The sequence below is a fragment of the Actinoplanes subtropicus genome (genome assembly GCF_000721705.1).
Taxonomy (GTDB): Bacteria; Actinomycetota; Actinomycetes; order Mycobacteriales; family Micromonosporaceae; genus Actinoplanes; species Actinoplanes subtropicus.
Genome location: NZ_JOJL01000033.1, coordinates 69069 through 86955, shown reverse-complemented (window position 1 = coordinate 86955; position 17887 = coordinate 69069). Strand labels below are relative to the sequence as shown.

Below are 17887 nucleotides of genomic sequence, written 5' to 3'. Positions count from 1 at the left end.
AGTCGTATACCGAGCCGTACCGGAAGGACCCGACCCGACGCACCCTACGAAGCCCCGAATCGATCTTCAAGGCTCAACATCAAAGCTAAATGTCGTACCGGTCCCCTAGGGTCGGTGCATGAGCCACTTCGATGAGGCGTATTCGGCGGTGCAGGCCGCGCTGGACGCCGGGGCGCGCTACGCCGACGCACGCATCATGGTGCGCCGCACCGAGTCGATGACCGCCCGCGACGGGGACGTCGAGGATCTGAGCTCCGACGAGAGCGCCGGCCTCGGCGTTCGGGCCCTGGTCGGGTCCAGCTGGGGTTTCTACGCCGTGCCCGACCTCTCCGATGCCACCGCCCGGGCGGCCGGGCGGCGGGCCGCGCAGATCGCCGCGGCCAGCGCGACCGTGCCCGGGCCGCCGATCGATCTGGTGCCCACCGGGGCCGGCGAGGCGAGCTGGGCCAGCGACTGCGCGGTCGACCCGCTCTCGGTGCCGCTGTCCGCCAAGGGCGACCTGCTGGTCGGGGCCACCGCCGCGGCCAGAGCGGCCGGCGCCGACCTTGCCGAGGCCCTGTGCCGCAGCTGGGATACCCGCAAATGGTTCGTCTCCAGCGAGGGGCACCGCGTCGAGCAGCACATCCGCGAGTGCGGCGCGGGCGTCTGGGCGAGCGCGCTCGGCGACGGCGAGGTGCAGCGCCGGTCCTGGCCGTCGTATGGCGGCCAGTTCGGCACCCGCGGCTGGGAGCTGATCGACGAGCTCGACCTGATCGCCAACGCCCCGCGGATGGCCGAGGAGGCGCGCGCCCTGGTCACCGCGCCGCTCTGCCCGGCCGGCGAGACCACGCTGATCCTCGGCGGCGAGCAGCTGGCCCTGCAGATCCACGAGTCGGTCGGGCACGCCATCGAGCTCGACCGCATCCTCGGGTGGGAGGCGGCGTTCGCCGGCACCAGCTGGCTCGACCTGGAAAAGCTGGGCTCGCTGCGCTATGGCTCCGACCTCATGAACATCACCATCGACCCGACCATCCCGGGCGCGCTGGGCAGCTTCGGGTATGACGACGAGGGCACCCCGGCGGCCAAGCGGGACGCGGTCCGCGACGGCATCTGGGTCGGCGTGCTCGCCGGGCGCGACTCGGCCGCCGTGGCCGGGCTCGACTACGCCGGCAGCGTCCGCTCCGACGGCTGGGCCCGGCTGCCGATGGTCCGGATGACCAACGTCGGCCTCGAGCCGGGCCCGCACACGCTCGACGAGATCATCGCGGCCACCGACGACGGCGTCTTCATGGAGACCAACCGGTCCTGGTCGATCGACGACCGGCGGCTCAACTTCCAATTCGGGACCGAGATGGGGTACGAGGTGAAGAACGGCAAACGCGGCCGCCTGCTGCGCAACCCGACCTACACCGGCATCGGCCCCAAGTTCTGGCAGTCGATGGACATGCTCTCCTCCGAGACGATCGCCTGGGGCACACCGAACTGCGGAAAGGGCCAGCCGGGCCAGATCGGGCACACCGGCCACCCGGCGGCGCCGGCCCGCTTCACCAACGTACGCGTGGGGGTGCGCGGATGAGCGTCGAGCTGGAACTCGCCGGCCGGGTCGTCGGGCTGGTCCGCTCCGCGGCAGGCCCGGCGGCACAGGCCGAGGTCCTGGTGGAGCACACCGCCGAGGCCCTGACCAGGTTCGCGAATTCGGCCATCCACCAGAATGTGGCCGAGGCGAGCACGACCGTACGGCTGCGGCTGCACCTGGCGGGGCGCAGCGCGGCCGGCGCCACCACGATCACCACGGCGGACGGCCTGCGCGCGCTGGTCGACCGGACGATCGAGGCGGTCCGGCTGAGCCCGCCCGACCCGACCTGGCCGGGCCTGACCCGGCCCACGCCGCTGCACGTCTCGGCCGGCCACCCCGGCTCGGGCGAGCACTCGGGGCTCGACTTCGGCTTCGACGAGGCGACCGCGCGAGCCGATCCGGCCGAGCGGGCCACCCGCGTGCGCGATTTCGTCCGCGCGGCCGGCGGGCTGGAGACGGCCGGCTACTGCCGCACGGTGTATGCCTCGGCCGCCTTCGCGAACAGCGACGGGCACGCCGTCGAGGGCCGCACGGCCGAGGCCGCGATGGACGGCATCGCCCGCGTCGACGGCGCGGACGGCGTGGCCCGGCTGGCCAGCGGCCGGCTCGGCGACATCGACGGCGCGACGCTGGGCGCGCGGGCCGCGGCCAAGGCCCGGGCCGCCCGCAGCCCGGTCGAGCTGCCGCCGGGGCGCTACGAGGTGGTGCTGGAGCCCGAGGCGGTCGCCGATGTGCTGGAAAACCTCGCGGGGTTCGGCTTCAACGGCAAGCTGGTCAACCAGCGGCAGTCGTTCGCCGAACTGGGCGCCGAGCAGTTCGACCCGTCGGTGACCATCGTGGACGATCCGCTGGGCAGCCGCGGCGAGCCGATGCCCGGCCTGCCGTTCGACGGCGAGGGCACGCCGCGCCGCACGCTGGTGCTGGTGCGCGACGGGGTCACCAAGGCGGTGACACACGACCGCCGCACCGCGGCCGAGGCGGGCACCGAGTCGACCGGGCACGCCTGGAGCCACTCGCGCGAGTGGGGGCCGGTGGCGACCAGCATGCGGCTCGAGGCGGCGCCGGCCGCGACCGAGCCGGTGCTGCCGCCGGCGGCCGAGCCGGGCCCGACCGCCGAGTCGGCCCGCCCGTTGGTGACGCACGTCGAGCGCGGGCTGCTGATCACCGACCTGTGGTACACGAGGGTGCTCGACCCGAAGAGCCTGGTGGTCACCGGCCTGACCCGGAACGGGGTGTGGCTGGTGGAGGACGGTGAGGTCACCGCGGCGGTCGGCAACATGCGGTTCACCCAGTCCTATCCGCAGGCGCTCGGCATCGGCATGGTCCGCGGCATCGGCAGCGAGTCGGTACTGCTGCCCGATCGGTGGTGGGGCGTCCGGTTCGCCGCGCCCGCGGTTCACCTGGCCAGCTGGAACCTCACCGGGAACGCCTCTGGATAAAAGACCGCGCATTGACCGGCGTGTTTCACTGAGCCGGTGAGCGACACGCCACGCGACCAGGATGACGACGACGCGCCGACCGGCGAGATCTCGATCGGCCGGAGCGTGGGCGACGCCGACGGGCCGGGCTCGGGCGACGCCGACGGGCCGGGCTCGGGCGACCCCAGCGGGCCGCGCTCGGGCGACCCCAGCGGGCCGCGCTCGGGCGACCCCAGCGGGCCTGGCTCGGCCGGCGCCGGCGGGTCCGGCGCGGGCGACACCGGCGACGCCGCCACGACCGCTGCCTCGGCCGCTGGCAAACCCCGGCGGCTGCTCAGCTTCGGGCCGCTCCCGGCCACTCCCGGCGACCCCCGTCACCGGCGCCGCCGCCGCTGGTTCGGCACCGGCCTCGCGGTCGCCGCCGCGATCCTTCTCGTCGCCCTCTGCGCCGGCGCGCTCTCCGTCATCTCGGCCGTCAACGGCGTCCGCGACCGCGCCGCCGACGCCCGCACCGCCCGGGCCCTGCGCGAAAACGACTGCCTCGACCTGGAGAAGCGGCTCAACCGCCTGGTCCCGCCCGGCTCGACGACCGGCCCGGCCGCGCGGGCCACCGCCATCCGGGACGAGAACGCGGCCGTCCGCATCTACGTCGACCAGCTGGCCACGCAGCGGGACGAGGACGCCTGGCGGCAGTTGCTCGACGCGCGGACCGTCTTCGCCGACGCGCTGGATCGCCAGGCCAAATCCCGTACGCCCGCGTTTTTTGTCGCTCCCCGGACCGACAACGGCCTCGCCGTGGCCGATCAGCTGATCCAATGGTCTCCGGCGCCATGCGCCGGAGCGATCCGGCGACTGGCCGCTCCCGAGCTCTGAGGAGCCCGGCTGCCAAGATCGACTACCTTGTTCGCGCAGGTCGATATGAGCGGGCCCGGATTTTGTGACATAGACATCATCCCTGAGCCGGAAAGTGTCCCACCCCAGGCGTAACGTGTGCCACACATCTCGGACGCATGGCGGCTGTGGGGCGCCTACGCCCGTTAACAGCCGGGTCACTTGGACAGGGCACATCAGGAGATCGAATGACGACGACGGCAACGAGGCCGACCGGGCCGGCCGATGATCGGGCGGGCCGCACGCGCGCCGCGATCGCGGCGAAAACGTTGCGCACCGACCGATGGTGGTTCCCCCCACTTGTCACCTTCGTGGGTCTAGCGGCTTGGGTCCTCTACGCGACCGTCCGCGTCTTCATGCACAAGTGGTATTTCGTTTCGGATTACCACTACCTAACGCCGTTCTACTCACCGTGTCTGACCGACCGGTGCGTCGAGGGCTCGGCCGAGTTCGGCACGCCGCTGCCCAGCAACTGGTTCATCCCCGAGGCCGCTTTCACGCTGCCGTTCCTGCTGCTGTTCCGGCTGACCTGCTACTACTACCGGAAGGCGTATTACCGCGCCTTCTGGCTGTCGCCGCCGGCCTGCGCGGTGCCCGACGGGCACCAGAAATACACCGGCGAGACCCGCTTCCCGCTGATCTTCCAGAACGTCCACCGGTATGCGTTCTACGCCGCCGCGATCATCTCGATCATCAATACGTGGGACGCGATCCGCGCCTTCCAGAGCCCCAGCGGCTTCGGCTTCGGCCTGGGCAACATCGTGCTGGTCGTCAACGTGGTGATGCTCTGGGCGTACACGTTGTCCTGCCACTCCTGCCGGCACATCGCCGGCGGCCGGCTCAAGCATTTCTCCAAGCACCCGCTGCGCTACCGATTCTGGACCTTCGTGTCGAAGCTGAACACCAAGCACATGCAGCTGGCCTGGACCACGCTGGGCACGCTCGCGCTGACCGACTTCTACGTCATGGCCGTCTCCGCGCACTGGTTCTCCGACCTGCGATTCATCGGCTGAGGGGGCGACGACGATGACTACCCGAATCGAACGGCACCACTACGACGTCGTCGTGATCGGCGCCGGCGGCGCCGGCCTGCGCGCGGCGATCGAGGCCCGGCTCGCCGGGAAGAAGACCGCGATCATCTCGAAGTCGCTCTTCGGCAAGGCGCACACGGTCATGGCCGAGGGCGGCGCGGCCGCCGCCATGGGCAACGTGAACTCGCGCGACAACTGGATGGTGCACTTCCGCGACACCATGCGCGGCGGCAAGTTCCTGAACAACTTCCGGATGGCCGAGCTGCACGCCAAGGAGGCGCCGGAGCGGATCTGGGAGCTGGAGACCTACGGCGCGCTCTTCGACCGCACCAAGGACGGCAAGATCTCCCAGCGGAACTTCGGCGGCCATGAGTATCCGCGGCTCGCCCACGTCGGCGACCGCACCGGCCTTGAGCTGATCCGTACCCTCCAGCAGAAGATCGTGTCGCTGCAGCAGGAGGACTACGCCGAGACCGGCAACTACGAGTCGAAGATCCGGGTCTTCGCCGAGACCACGATCACCGAGCTGATGCTCGACGGTGACAAGGTCGCCGGCGCCTTCGGGTATTACCGCGAGTCCGGCGAGTTCCTCCTGCTGGAGGCGCCGGCCGTGGTCCTCGCGACCGGCGGTGTCGGCCGCAGCTACAAGGTGACCTCGAATTCCTGGGAGTACACCGGCGACGGCCACGCCCTCGCCCTGCGCGCCGGCGCCACGCTGATCAACATGGAGTTCCTCCAGTTCCACCCGACCGGCATGGTCTGGCCGCCCAGCGTCAAGGGCATCCTGGTCACCGAGTCGGTCCGGGGCGACGGCGGCGTGCTGCGCAACTCCGAGGGCAAGCGGTTCATGTTCAACTACGTCCCCGACGTGTTCCGCAAGCAGTACGCGGACACCGAGGAGGAGGCCGACCGCTGGTACACCGACCCGGACAACAACCGCCGCCCGCCCGAGCTGTTGCCCCGGGACGAGGTGGCCCGGGCGATCAACAGCGAGGTCAAGGCGGGTCGCGGCACCCCGGCCGGCGGCGTCTACCTGGATGTCTCCACCCGGATGCCGGCCGAGACCATCATCAAGCGCCTGCCGTCGATGCATCACCAGTTCAAGGAGCTGGCCGACGTCGACATCACCAAGGAGCCGATGGAGGTCGGGCCGACCTGTCACTACGTGATGGGCGGCGTCGAGGTCGACCCGGATTCGGCGGCCGCGGCCGGCACGGTGACCGGGCTGTTCGCGGCCGGCGAGGTGTCCGGCGGCATGCACGGCTCCAACCGGCTCGGCGGCAACTCGCTCTCCGACCTGCTGGTCTTCGGCAAGCGCGCGGGCGAGCACGCGGCGGCCTACGTCGACGCGCTGACCAAGCGGCCCAAGGTCGACACGGCCGACGTGGAGTCCGCCGTCGACGTCGCGCTGGCGCCGCTGAACCGGCAGAGCGGGGAAAACCCGTACACCCTGCAGCAAGATCTTCAGGCGGTGATGGGCGACCTGGTCGGCATCATCCGGCGGGCCGGCGAGCTGACCGACGCGGCCAAGCGGCTGCAGGAGCTCAAGGCGCGGGTGGCCAACGTCGGCGCGACCGGCGGCCGGCGTTACAACCCCGGCTGGCACCTCGCCCTCGACCTGCGCAACATGCTGGTCGTCTCGGAGTGCACGGCGAAGGCGGCGCTCGAGCGGGAGGAGTCGCGCGGCGGCCACACCCGGGAAGACTTCCCCGGCATGAGCCCCGAGTGGCGCAAGGTCAACCTGGTCTGCTCGGTCGACGACTCCGGCGACGTGCACCTGGAGCGCAAGCCGCTGCCGAAGATGCGCGGCGAGCTGATCACCCTGTTCGACCGCGCCGAGCTGTCGAAATACCTGACCGACACGGAACTGGACGAGTTCGATGCACTGCCCGGCGCGGGCAAGACGGAGGCGAAGTAATGGGCACCAAGCGCCACTTCCGCGTCTGGCGCGGCGACTCGTCCGGCGGCGAGATCCAGGATTTCGACGTCGAGGTCAACGACGGCGAGGTCGTGCTCGACATCATCCACCGGCTGCAGGCCACCCAGACGCCCGACCTGGCCTGCCGGTGGAACTGCAAGGCCGGCAAATGCGGCTCCTGCTCGATGGAGATCAACGGCATGCCCCGGCTGGGCTGCATGACGCGGATGTCCACCTTCGAGGAGACCGAGACCGTCACGATCACCCCGCTGCGGACCTTCCCGGTCATCCGCGACCTGGTCACCGACGTCTCGTTCAACTACCAGAAGGCGCGCGAGACCCCCGCGTTCGCCCCGCCGGAGGGTGTCGCGCCGGGTCAGTACCGCATGCAGCAGGTCGACGTCGAGCGCTCGCAGGAGTTCCGCAAGTGCATCGAGTGCTACCTCTGCCAGAACACGTGCCACGTGGTGCGCGACCACGAGGAGAACAAGACCGCCTTCTCCGGCCCGCGCTTCTTCATCCGCGCGGCCGAGCTCGACATGCACCCGCTGGACGCGCGCGAGGACCGCAAGGACTACGCGCAGGCGCACCAGGGCCTCGGCTACTGCAACATCACCAAGTGCTGCACCGAGGTGTGCCCCGAGCACATCAAGATCACTGACAACGCGATCATCCCGATGAAGGAACGCGTCGTCGACCGTCGCTACGACCCGCTCGTCTGGCTGGGCCGCAAGATCTTCCGCCGCGACCAGCTCGACGAGCCGTCCCGCACTCCGGCCCCGGTCGGCGCCATGCCCGCCGCCACCCCCGAGGTGCACACCGCGGGCACCCCGTTCACCAGCGCCCGCCAGGGCGAGGCCCCGCCCGTCCGCGACGACGGCAAGATGGACGTCGCCGAGCTGGCCCTCCCCCATCAGGGCGGCCCGTCTCCGTTCGGCGACGACCAGGAGTTCCCGCTCCCCACCGAAAGCCTCACCTACAACCCGCCGTCCCACGAAAACCCGGACGACGAAAAGCACTGACTCCATCCAGGTGCGGAGGCCGTCGCTCGCTGGGTGGCGGCCTCTGTCCCTTGCGCCGTACGCGTGACCCAGCCCCCAACCGCATTCCGCCCGTCCCCGGTGAGCCGGCGATCTGGGTGGTGGGTTGCGCTCCGGAAGGCGGTTCCGGGCTGTCCCGTCGGGTCGGCCTCCATTCCTACGACCGTCAGCGAGGCTCGGCGGGATGGTCGGTGGCGGGGGCCAGCTCGCGCTGGGTGATGGCTATGTCGTACCAGGCGCCGTTCTTGAAGCCGATGCGGCGGTGGACGCCGACCGGCCGGAAACCCAAGGATGCGTGCAGGCCCTCGCTCGCCGGGTTGGGCAGAGTCATTTTGGCGACCGCGACCCGGTAGCCGCGCTCGACCAGCCTGGCCAGCAGCGCCTCGTAGAGTGACCGGCCCACGCCGGCGCCGCGGTGTGCCGGGGAGAGGTAGATGCTCGTCTCGCACGACCAGCGGTAGGCCTCGCGGGCGGCGAACGGGCGCGCGTACGCGTAGCCGGCCACCTCGCCGCCCAGCTCGGCGACCAGCCAGGCGTGGGTGCCGGCCGCCTCGCGGATGCGGGCCGCCATCTGGGGCTCGGTGGGCGGGGTGGTCTCGAAGCTGACCGCGGTGTCCAGCACGAACGGGCGGTAGATGGCCACGCACGCGGCCGCGTCGGCCTCGCTCGCGTCGCGGATCGTCAGTCGCGGCGACGCTTGCTCAACCACTGCAGGACCTCCAGCGCGTGCATCGCGGGGGCGGCGATCGGATGAAAGACATGCTCGATCACGTCGTCCCGGATGACCAGCGTGAGGCGCCGATAGAGAACCATGTCACCCGCGCGGAAGGTGGGCAGCCCGAGCCCGGTCGCCAGGGTCATGCGCGGGTCGGGCAGCAGCGGGTACGGCAGGCGCAGCCGGTGCACGAGCTCGCGCTGGTAGCCGGTCGACTGTGCGGACAGCCCGAACACCCGTGCGGCACCCGCCGCGAGCAGCTCGGCGTGGTGGTCACGGAACCAGGACGCCTGCTCCGTTGAGCCGCGCGCGCCGGGGATCTCCAGGAGGCTGTCCGGCAGGTCCACGCCGGGGCGGCCGGTCAGCGGGTAGACGAACACGACGCTGCGGCCGGGCCCGAGCGCGCCGAGGTCGACCGGGCGGCCGTCGGTGGCGTAGAAGCTCAGGCCCGGCACCCGCGACCCGACCAGCTCGGCGGGGTCGGCACTGCCCCGCGCCGGCGCGGGCGGACGCACCCGGCCGGCCACCGCGTCCAGCCGCTCGTGCAGGCCGTCGCGTTGGGCGGTGAGCCTGCCGATCCGCTCCTGCAGACCGTCGATCGCGCTGCGGTAGGTGGCGACCGCGGCCGCGCACACGTCGGCGTCCCGCCCGTCGGCCAGGCTCTCCACGAACGGCCGGGTCTCCTCGACGCTGAGCCCGAGCGCGGTCAGCTCGCGGATCTGCTGGACCAGGCGGACGGCGATCGGCGGGTACTCCCGGTAACCGTTGCCCAGGCGCCGCGGGACGACCAGGCCCGCCGCCTCGTAGTAGCGCAGTGCCCGCACGGTGGTCCCGGTGCGACGCGCCAACTCTCCGACCCGCATGCGGCGACCCTAAACCCGAACCCGAGGGTACGGGTCAAACCGCGTCCCAGCTCACGGGCGTCCGATCAGCAGCCGCAGGGAGCCGACGAACTGCGGTTGGGTGAGCAGATGCCCGTACGACCGCTGCCACCTGCCGGAAGTCAGGTCGGAGCGTAAGTTTTCGACGGCGCGGCCGGTCGCCTCCGGCGTGATGAAACCCCACGCCGACTGGGCGGCGCGCACCCGCGGGTCGAGGAAGGCCTCGGGTCGCGCGTAGTAGGCCTCGGTGAAGCCGTCGACGCAGTCGATCGGGATCGGCACCTCGAGCACGTCGGTCGTGCGGCCGAGCGCGGCGGCGATCATCGCGATGGCCGGGTAGCGGCGGCGTTCGGCGGCGATCAGCTCGGGGGCGTACTCGGCCAGCCAGAACCGGTCCAGCTCGGCGCCGTCGAAGGTCAGCACGACGACCGGGCCCCGGGCGACCCGGCGCAGCTCGGCCAGGCCGGCCGCGGTGTCGCGCCACTGGTGCACGGTCACGGTCGCCATCACCGCGTCGAAGGCGTCGTCGTCGAAGGGCAGGCGCTCGGCGGTCGCGTCCAGGGCCGGCGCGGCGCCCGGTGGCCGCTGGGCGCGCATCGCCGCGGAGGGCTCGACCGCCAGCACGTAGCGGTCGCCGGGCTCGTAGGAACCGGCGCCGGCGCCGACGTTGAGCACCGTGCGGGCGTCGCCGAGCGCGGTGTGGATCAGCGCGGCTATCCGCGGATCGGGGCGGCGGCGTCGGGCGTAGCCCCGGCCGTGGGTGTCGTAGTCGAAGTCTCCGGCGAGTGTCCGCGTCATCGGGCGACGCTAAACGTGCACCCCGGGGGACGGGTCAAGCCTGTTTCGCGGTGACCAGCCAATGCTCGAGGCCGTCGAGGATGCGTTCCAGGCCGAAGGCGAAGCTGTCCTCCCAGATCTTCATCGGCTCGGCGTCGTCCATCGGATTGGCCTGGCGCCATTGGTCGTAGTGCGGGTGGTCGGCGGTGATCCGGTCGAGATAAGGCTCGAGGTTCTTGAAATACTCGCTGACCGGGATGCCCGACTGGCGCAGCGCACTGGTCCCCGCGGCCTGGGTGGTGGCCGAGCCGATGGCGTGCCCGTGGATCAAGGCGCTGACGTGGGACATCGCCCACCCGGTGAAGCCGGCGTCGGTGAGCAGCGCGATCACGCGGTCGCCCATGCGCAGTGCGTTGGGCCCGAGGGTGGGCTTGGTGCCGAGCAGGGCGATCACCCAGGGGTGGCGCAGCAGGGTGGCGCGCACGCCGTTGGCGAAGGTCGAGACGCTGACCCGCCAGGGCGCGTCGCCGGCCTCGGGCACGTAGATCTCGCCCAGCACCTCGTCGACGGCCAGCTCGAGCAGCTCCTCCTTGTTCGCCACGTGCCAGTACAGCGAGGTGGCGCCGGCGTCGAGCCGGGTGCCGAGCCGGCGCATGCTCAGCCCGGCCGTGCCCTCGGCGTCGAGCAGCTCGATCGCGGCCCGGACGATCTGCTCGCGGCTGAGGCTGGGCTGGCCACCACGGGCGCGGGGCGGACGCGTCCACACCGAGTGGAAGAAGTCCGGCTTGGCTGACATGCCAACAATGGTAAACGCACTCGAACAGTGTACGACCTCGATGGTACGGTGTACGAGTCAATCGCACACCGTACGAGAGAAGCCCGTCATGCCGGAGCGCAACCCTCGCCGATGGCTCATCCTCGGCGTGCTGTGTCTGAGCCTGCTCGTGGTCGTCATCGACAACATGGTTCTCAACATCGCGATCCCGTCGCTGATCCGCGACCTGGGCGCGAGCACGTCGGAGATCCAGTGGATCATCGACTCGTACGTCCTGGTCTTCGCCGGCCTGCTGCTGACCGCCGGCAGCCTGTCCGACCGGCACGGGCGGCGCCGCGGGCTGATCATCGGCCTGGTCGTGTTCGGCAGCGGGTCGCTGCTCGCGACTCTTTGCCGGACGCCCGAGCAGCTGATCGCCGCGCGCGGCCTGATGGGCGTCGGCGGCGCGTTCCTGATGCCGGGCACCCTGTCGATCATCACGACCGTCTTCGACGAGCAGGAGCGCAAGAAGGCGATCGCCATCTGGAGCTCGGTGCTGGCGCTCGGCGCGCTCGGCAGCCCGGTGATCGGCGGCCTGCTCCTGCAGCACTTCTGGTGGGGCTCGGTCTTCCTGATCAACGTGCCGGTCGCCGCCCTCGCGATCGTCGCGGCGCTGCTGATCATCCCGGAGTCGCGCGGCGCGGCCAGCCGGCCCGACCTGCTCGGCGCGCTGCTCTCGATGATCGGCATGTCCGCGCTCGTGTGGGCGGTCATCGCGACGTCGCGGGTCGGCTGGGGTTCGCCGCAGACCATCGGCGGGTTCGTGGTCGCCGCCGTCGGGCTCACCGGGTTCGCGCTGTGGGAGCGGCATGTCGCCGAGCCGATGCTGCCGCTGTCGCTGTTCCGCGACCGCAACTTCGCGGGGGCGAGCTTCTCGATCGTGCTGCTGTCGTTCTCGGGCGGCGGCGTGGTGCTCGTGTTGACGCAGCACATCCAGTTCGTGCTGGGCTATTCGCCGATGAAGGCCGGGCTCGCGTTCGTGCCGATGATCGTGACCGCGATGATCTTCAACGGCGTGGGCGTGGTCGTCGACAAGCGGCTCGGCACCCGTGTCGCGATGGCGAGCGGGTTGCTGCTGATGGGCGGCGGGTTCGGCGTGCTGGCCTCGCTCAGCCCCGGGGACGGCTATCTCAAGCTGGCCACCGCGCTCGTCGTGATCGGCATGGGCAGCGGCATCGCCGGGCCGGCGGCGTATGGCACGCTGCTCGCCGCGCTGCCGCCCGAACGGGTGGGCGTCGGGTCCGCGGTCAACGACACGGTGCAGCAGGTCGGCCAGGCGCTGAGCATCGCGGTGCTGGGCAGCGTGCTGACCACGGCCTACCGGTCGGCGATGCCCACCGACGTGGTCGCCCGGGCCCGTGACTCGATCGGCGACGCGCTCCGCATCGCCGCCCAGACCGGCGACGCGGCGCTGGCCCAGGTCGCGAAGGACTCGTTCGTGCAGGCCATCGCGGTGACGTCGCTGCTCGGCGTCTTCGGCGGCATCGCGGCGGCGGTGGTCGCGGTGACGGTCCTGCGCCCGAAGCCGAAACCCGAGGCCGCCCAGCCGGCGGCCGAGCCGACTCCGGTCTCTCAGGCCAACGTGTAACCCAGACCGGCGGGGTTGTCGACGGTCAGGGCGCGTTGGCTGACTTGGGCGACGATCGTACCCAGGCTGCCCTTCTGCGTGCCGTAGGCACCGACCACGTAGCCGGTGGCAGTGGCTTGGGTGTCCGAGACCCAGGCTCGGGTGCCGAAGACGCGGGCCGTGCTCTCCACGTCGATCGCTCGGTGAGTGTCATGAGTCTTGGCCGCGTTGCGAACGGTGATCGTCCCGTAGTCCAGCCGGTCGCAGCCGTTGACGTTGAACCCGATGCCGTTCGTCTCGGCGGCGGTGAGCCGGTCGACCACGTACGTGCCACCGGCCTGAAGGAGGAAGCCACTTGCCGGGGTGTTGCTCGCCGCGACATCCACCAGGGTGACGATGCTGCCCGACGCGAAGACGCCGTGCACACCCGGAGAGTCGATAGTGAGACCAGACGCGACCACCCGGCCCGTGCTGATGACCCGAAAACCGGAGTCGGTACCGCCGTGACCGTCGACAACCCACTGACCACCCCGGGCGATCCGGACCCGCTCGACGACCACGTCGTCCGGGACCCGGGTGGCCCACCCCGAGTCGTAAGCGCACAGCAGCCCGGCCGAGGCGGTCGTGTCGATGACGGCGTCGCGGATCGTCACCCCGCTCTGGCCGACCACCGTCACACCGCGCGCCTTCGACCGGGTGACGCTGAGGTTGGTGGCCAGCCCGCCGGTGTTGGCCGGCCCGGACGCGTAATTGACGAAGGCGACCCCGTCGTCGCCGGTGTCCACCGTGGTGATGCGGTCCGCCCGGCCGTCCTGACAGTTGGCGAAGTGCAGGCCGTCGGCCATCGTGCCGGTGATCAGGGCACCGACGACGACCGAACGCGTGCAGCGGTAGAAGAGCAACCCGGCGGCGGCGGACCCGTCGACGCGGATGTCTTCGACGTAAGTGTCGGTGGTGCTATCGAACAGCAGACACTCCTGGGCGTCCACCCGTTGCGTCGGGGCGGTCGCGAAGGCCGTGCTCAGCCCGTAGAACCGGGCGCCGGTGCCCGAGCGGAAGACCAGACCCCGATTCGCGCCGGCGGTGAACACGAATCGAGCCGCTGGTGCCATTGCCAGGGCGCCGGCGAAGGAGGCGATGACGACATCGACGCCGCTGTTGTCGACCTGATAGTCGCCGGCGGGGAAGTAGACGGCGGCCGAGGAATTCGACAGGGCCGCCACCAGAGCCGAGCGGTTGGCGGCCGGGCTGTTGGCGGGCGCGATACCCAGATCGCCGGCCGGCGTCCACAAGCCACTTGCCGGCGGCGCGGCCGACGCGGTGGCCGGATCCGCCAATGCCCCGGCCAATCCGGCCGCTCCGGCGGCCAGCATGAATCGTCGCGAAATCGCCATCGCCATCATCCCCGTTCGTCAGCGATTACCCGCGGCGAAAGTAAACCACGGATATCGATCACGCCGTCGACGGCGCCCCGTCAGCCGAGTTGGTTGATGCGGACCGTGTTGCCGGCCGGGTCGCGGAAGGCGCAGTCGCGGATGCCGTACGGCTGGTCGGTCGGTTCCTGCACCACCTCGGCGCCGGTGGCCTGGATCCGGTCGAAGGCCTCGTCGACGTTCGTCGAGGCGAGGACCACCATCGCGTACGTGCCCTTGGCCATCAGTTCGGCGATCGTGCGGCGTTCGTCGTCGGTCAGGCCGGGGTCGACGGCCGGCGGGTGCAGGACGATCGACGTCTGCGGCTGGCCGGCCGGGCCCACCGTGAGCCAGCGCATGGCGCCGTGGCCGACCTCGCCGCGGACCTCGAAACCGAGGGCGTCACGGTAGAAGGCGAGCGACTTCTCCGGATCGTCTGCCGGCAGGAACGAGCTGTGAATGATGAGGTCCATGCCGGTCACGCTAGTGACGGCGACCGGCGGCGGCTTCTCGATTCCTGACCGGTCGCAGCACCTGCGCGGCCACACAGCCGGGCAGGCCGGCCGCCGGGCCGGCGCCCAGCTTGCGGTAGGCGCTCGGCGAGATGCCGACCAGTTCGGAGAAGCGGCTGCTGAACGAGCCCAGCGACGAACAGCCGACGGCGAAACAGACCTCGGTGACGGAGAGATCGCCGCGGCGCAGCAGGGTCATCGCCCGCTCTATCCGGCGGGTCATCAGATAGCTGTACGGAGACTCGCCGTACGCGGCGCGGAACTCCCGGCTCAGGTGACCGGCCGACATGTGCGCGCCGCGGGCCAGCGCCTCGACGTCGAGGGGCTGGGCGAACTCGCGGTCGATCCGGTCCTTGACCCGCCGCAGCCGTACGAGATCGGCGAGACGGTGGGCGTCGACGCTGGTCACCACCACAGCGTGCCTCGGCCGGGAACGGGTGACAACCAATCGCGCGCGGTAGTCGGTTGTTCGCGCGTGTACCCGTCCTGGTTCCCGTTCGGGACGGGTGTCGTTCACAGACCCTCCATAGGTTCCGCTTGATCCGACAACATGTAGGTGTCCGTTCCGGCGACACCTGGCGAAGGGACCATGTGATGGTCAAGTTCCGGAGAGTCAGGCCGCGCATGACCGCGGCGCTAGCGGTTACGGCCGCTTTGACGATCGTGCTGCCCACGGCCGCCGAGGCCGGCTCGAGCCAGCCGACCGGTTATGGGTCGACGACGACACCGATCAAACACCTGGTGGTGATCTACCAGGAGAATGTGTCGTTCGACCACTATTTCGGCACCTACCCGAAGGCGGCCAACACCTCGGGCCAGCCGTTCCGGGCGAGCAAGCACACGCCGAGCGTGAACGGCTTGGCCGACACCAAGGGCGCGGGCGGCAAGGGAACTCTGCTGACCAACAACCCGAACACCGACGCCTCGGGCAAGAAGGTCAACCCGCGCCGGCTCAACCCGGCCACCATCAACGACGTGCTGACCTGCGACCAGGACCACGACTACAACGACGAGCAGAAGGCCTTCAACGGCGGGGCGATGGACAAGTTCGTCACCACCGTCGGGACCAGCGGCGGCACGAGCGGGACCGGGCAGGCCTGCAGCGCCAGCGACGTGATGAACTACTACGACGGCAACACCGTCACCGCGTTGTGGAACTACGCCCAGCAGTACGCGATGAGCGACAACTCGTTCGGCACCACGTTCGGCCCGTCGTCGCCCGGCGCGATCAACGTGGTCTCCGGTAACACCGGCGGCGTCGGCAAGATGATCAACGGCGCCGACACCGACGGCGACACCGTCCCGGACGGCAAGGGCGGCACCTCCCTGATCGAGGACGCCCAGCCGTACTACGACGACTGCTCCACCCGGGACGCGGCGACGCTGACCGGCAAGAACGTCGGCGACCTGCTCAACGGCGCCGGCCTGTCGTGGGGCTGGTTCCAGGGCGGCTTCCGCCCGACCACGTCGTTCGCGCAGGCGACCGGCGGCACCCAGCCCACCTCGACGTTCACGCCGGACCAGTTCAAGGGCAAGTTCGCCCAGAAGCCGGCCTCCGACCAGGGCCTGTGCAACGCGGTCCACCCGGTCGGCGCGGCGGTCGGCGGGGTCGGCGGGGTCACGCCGGGGCCGAACAACTACGGCAACAAGGACGACTACATCCCGCACCACGAGCCGTTCAACTACTACGCCTCGACCGCGAACCCGCACCACCTGCCGCCGGCCTCGCTCGCGGCCATCGGCACCGACACGCAGACCGTCACCGCCGGGGTGCCGCAGTTCAACACCGCCAACCACCAGTACGACACCAGCGACTTCGACGCCCTCGTCGGCGCCATCGCGCACGGGTACCTGTCGCCGGATCACCTGCCGGCGGTCAGCTTCCTCAAGGCGCCCGGCTACCAGGACGGGCACGCGGGCTACTCGGACCCGCTGGACGAGCAGCAGTTCGTCGTCAACGAGATCAACAACCTGCAGCACACCCCGGACTGGTCGTCCACCGCGGTCGTGGTGGCCTACGACGACTCGGACGGCTGGTACGACCACGCCTTCAGCGGCATCCACAACCCGTCCAACACCGCCGGCGTGGCCAACCCGCCCGGCCCGCAGGACTGGCTGACCGGCACCGGCCTGTGCGGCGACACCACCAAGAAGGCCCCGCTGGCCGGGCAGAACGGCCGCTGCGGCTACGGCCCCCGGCTGCCGCTGCTGGTCATCTCCCCGTGGGCCAAGCACAACGCGGTCGACCACACGCTGACCGACCAGTCCTCGGTCGTGAGGTTCGTCGAGGACAACTGGAAGCTGCCCCGGATCCCGGGCTCCTTCGACGCCATCGCCGGCACCCTCAACCACCTGTTCGCCTTCGATGACCACCACGGCGGGAACAACCGCAAGCTCTACCTCGACCCGGTCACCGGCCAGCCCGTCCGCGACTAGCCATTCGACCCACCTCCCGGCCGGGGCCCTCAGGGGTCCCGGCCGGCCTTCGTACGGGTGTACTAAGATGGCCAGGTGACCAGCACCTACCAGCCGTCGATGCTCGACCTGGTGGCCGGGCCCAGCCCGACGCCCACGCTCGAGCCGCTGCGCGGCCACGTGACCCGCCACCGGCTGACCGCCGGGGCCTGGGTCGACGTGCTGCCCGGCTGGCTGCACGGGTCCGACGAGGTCTTCGACACGCTGCTCGGCATCGACTGGCGGGCCGATCGCCGGCAGATGTATGACAACGTCGTCGACGTGCCCCGGCTGCTGCGCTGGTTCGGCGGCGACGAGACGCTCCCCCACCCCGCGCTGGAGGCGGCGAAGGCCGCATTGAGCAGCTATTACGCGGAGGAGTTGGGCGAGGCGTTCGTGACCGCGGGGATGTGCCTGTATCGCGACGGCCGAGACAGCGTGGCCTGGCACGGCGACACGATCGGGCGCTCGGCCCGGCACGACACGATGGTCGCCATTCTGTCGCTGGGCTCGCCGCGTTTCCTGTCCCTGCGGCCGCGGGCCGGCGGGCACGAGACGCTGCGCTTCCCGCAGGGGCACGGCGATCTGATCGTGATGGGCGGGTCCTGCCAGCGCACGTGGGAGCACGCGATCCTCAAGACGGCGAAGCCGGTGGGCCCTCGAATAAGCGTCCAGTTCCGCCCGATCAACGTGGCGTGATTCCGGGGCCGGCCGCGTTGCGCCTCGGCAGGGTGGGCTGGCGCCGTTTGGGGTGATCGCGCGCCCGGGGGTGCGGTGCCCGCGGGGGGAGAATGGTAGCGCGCCTCGGATGAGGGCGCGGGCGCGCGGGTGGGGCGCGGGTGCGGATGGGGCGCGGGTGCGGATGGGGCGCGGGTGCGGGTGCCGCGCCGGCGGCCAGTGCG

General features: G+C 70.9%; 16 protein-coding genes. 9 read left to right on the top strand and 7 right to left on the bottom strand.

Features of this window, described 5'->3' with window-relative positions:
- Positions 1–118: 118 nt before the first annotated feature.
- The 6 genes from IH26_RS0139130 to IH26_RS0139105 all read left to right on the top strand — a co-directional run bounded on the left by IH26_RS0139130 (position 119) and on the right by IH26_RS0139105 (position 7835).
- Positions 119–1555: a TldD/PmbA family protein gene (locus IH26_RS0139130; protein WP_030441348.1), complete on the top strand. Its 1437-nt coding sequence runs from the start codon at positions 119–121 to the stop codon at positions 1553–1555.
- Entirely contained in the window at positions 1552–2994 is a 1443-nt protein-coding gene (locus IH26_RS0139125; protein WP_030441347.1) for a TldD/PmbA family protein, read from the top strand. The genes IH26_RS0139130 and IH26_RS0139125 overlap by 4 nt, the downstream gene beginning before the upstream one ends.
- A 36-nt stretch (positions 2995–3030) precedes the next feature.
- Positions 3031–3846: a hypothetical protein gene (locus tag IH26_RS0139120; protein ID WP_030441346.1), complete on the top strand. Its 816-nt coding sequence runs from the start codon at positions 3031–3033 to the stop codon at positions 3844–3846.
- Positions 3847–4052: 206 nt separating this feature from the next.
- The gene (locus tag IH26_RS0139115) at positions 4053–4877 is read left to right on the top strand and encodes a hypothetical protein (protein WP_030441345.1); all 825 of its coding nucleotides are present in this window, start codon (positions 4053–4055) and stop codon (positions 4875–4877) included.
- Between the two features lie 13 nt (positions 4878–4890).
- Entirely contained in the window at positions 4891–6813 is a 1923-nt protein-coding gene (locus tag IH26_RS0139110) for a fumarate reductase/succinate dehydrogenase flavoprotein subunit (protein ID WP_030441344.1), read from the top strand.
- On the top strand, positions 6813–7835 hold the full coding sequence (locus tag IH26_RS0139105; protein ID WP_030441343.1) for a succinate dehydrogenase/fumarate reductase iron-sulfur subunit: 1023 nt from the start codon (positions 6813–6815) through the stop codon (positions 7833–7835). The genes IH26_RS0139110 and IH26_RS0139105 overlap by 1 nt, the downstream gene beginning before the upstream one ends.
- 184 nt (positions 7836–8019) lie before the next feature.
- Here the strand turns inward: IH26_RS0139105 and IH26_RS0139100 are convergent, their stop codons facing one another.
- The 4 genes from IH26_RS0139100 to IH26_RS0139085 are packed head-to-tail and all read right to left on the bottom strand — an operon-like array spanning position 8020 to position 11022.
- Positions 8020–8562 (bottom strand): GNAT family N-acetyltransferase, encoded by a 543-nt coding sequence (locus tag IH26_RS0139100; RefSeq protein ID WP_030441342.1) that lies wholly within the window; start codon positions 8560–8562, stop codon positions 8020–8022.
- Positions 8535–9431: a MerR family transcriptional regulator gene (locus IH26_RS0139095; RefSeq protein WP_030441341.1), complete on the bottom strand. Its 897-nt coding sequence runs from the start codon at positions 9429–9431 to the stop codon at positions 8535–8537. The genes IH26_RS0139100 and IH26_RS0139095 overlap by 28 nt, the downstream gene beginning before the upstream one ends.
- Before the next feature lie 51 nt (positions 9432–9482).
- The gene (locus IH26_RS0139090) at positions 9483–10247 is read right to left on the bottom strand and encodes a class I SAM-dependent methyltransferase (RefSeq protein ID WP_030441340.1); all 765 of its coding nucleotides are present in this window, start codon (positions 10245–10247) and stop codon (positions 9483–9485) included.
- Between the two features lie 34 nt (positions 10248–10281).
- Positions 10282–11022, bottom strand: coding sequence for a TetR/AcrR family transcriptional regulator (locus tag IH26_RS0139085; RefSeq protein WP_030441339.1), 741 nt, complete (start codon positions 11020–11022; stop codon positions 10282–10284).
- An 88-nt stretch (positions 11023–11110) separates the two neighbouring features.
- Here IH26_RS0139085 and IH26_RS0139080 point away from each other — a divergent pair, with 88 nt between their 5' ends.
- The gene (locus IH26_RS0139080; RefSeq protein WP_030441338.1) at positions 11111–12628 is read left to right on the top strand and encodes an MFS transporter; all 1518 of its coding nucleotides are present in this window, start codon (positions 11111–11113) and stop codon (positions 12626–12628) included.
- Here IH26_RS0139080 and IH26_RS0139075 read toward each other — a convergent pair.
- The 3 genes from IH26_RS0139075 to IH26_RS0139065 all read right to left on the bottom strand — a co-directional run bounded on the left by IH26_RS0139075 (position 12613) and on the right by IH26_RS0139065 (position 14940).
- Positions 12613–14001, bottom strand: coding sequence for a right-handed parallel beta-helix repeat-containing protein (locus tag IH26_RS0139075; protein WP_157437595.1), 1389 nt, complete (start codon positions 13999–14001; stop codon positions 12613–12615). The genes IH26_RS0139080 and IH26_RS0139075 overlap by 16 nt on opposite strands.
- A gap of 80 nt (positions 14002–14081) precedes the next feature.
- Positions 14082–14492 carry a VOC family protein gene (locus tag IH26_RS0139070; protein WP_030441336.1) on the bottom strand — a complete coding sequence of 137 codons (411 nt, stop codon included), beginning with the start codon at positions 14490–14492 and terminating at the stop codon, positions 14082–14084.
- A 10-nt stretch (positions 14493–14502) separates the two neighbouring features.
- Positions 14503–14940 (bottom strand): helix-turn-helix transcriptional regulator, encoded by a 438-nt coding sequence (locus tag IH26_RS0139065; protein WP_425394437.1) that lies wholly within the window; start codon positions 14938–14940, stop codon positions 14503–14505.
- 215 nt (positions 14941–15155) lie between these two features.
- On the opposite strand from IH26_RS0139065, the gene IH26_RS0139060 reads away from it, so the two are divergent.
- Positions 15156–16967, top strand: coding sequence for a phospholipase C (locus IH26_RS0139060; RefSeq protein WP_157437594.1), 1812 nt, complete (start codon positions 15156–15158; stop codon positions 16965–16967).
- Between the two features lie 75 nt (positions 16968–17042).
- Positions 17043–17684, top strand: coding sequence for an alpha-ketoglutarate-dependent dioxygenase AlkB (locus IH26_RS0139055; protein ID WP_030441333.1), 642 nt, complete (start codon positions 17043–17045; stop codon positions 17682–17684).
- The last annotated feature ends 203 nt before the right edge of the window (positions 17685–17887 follow it).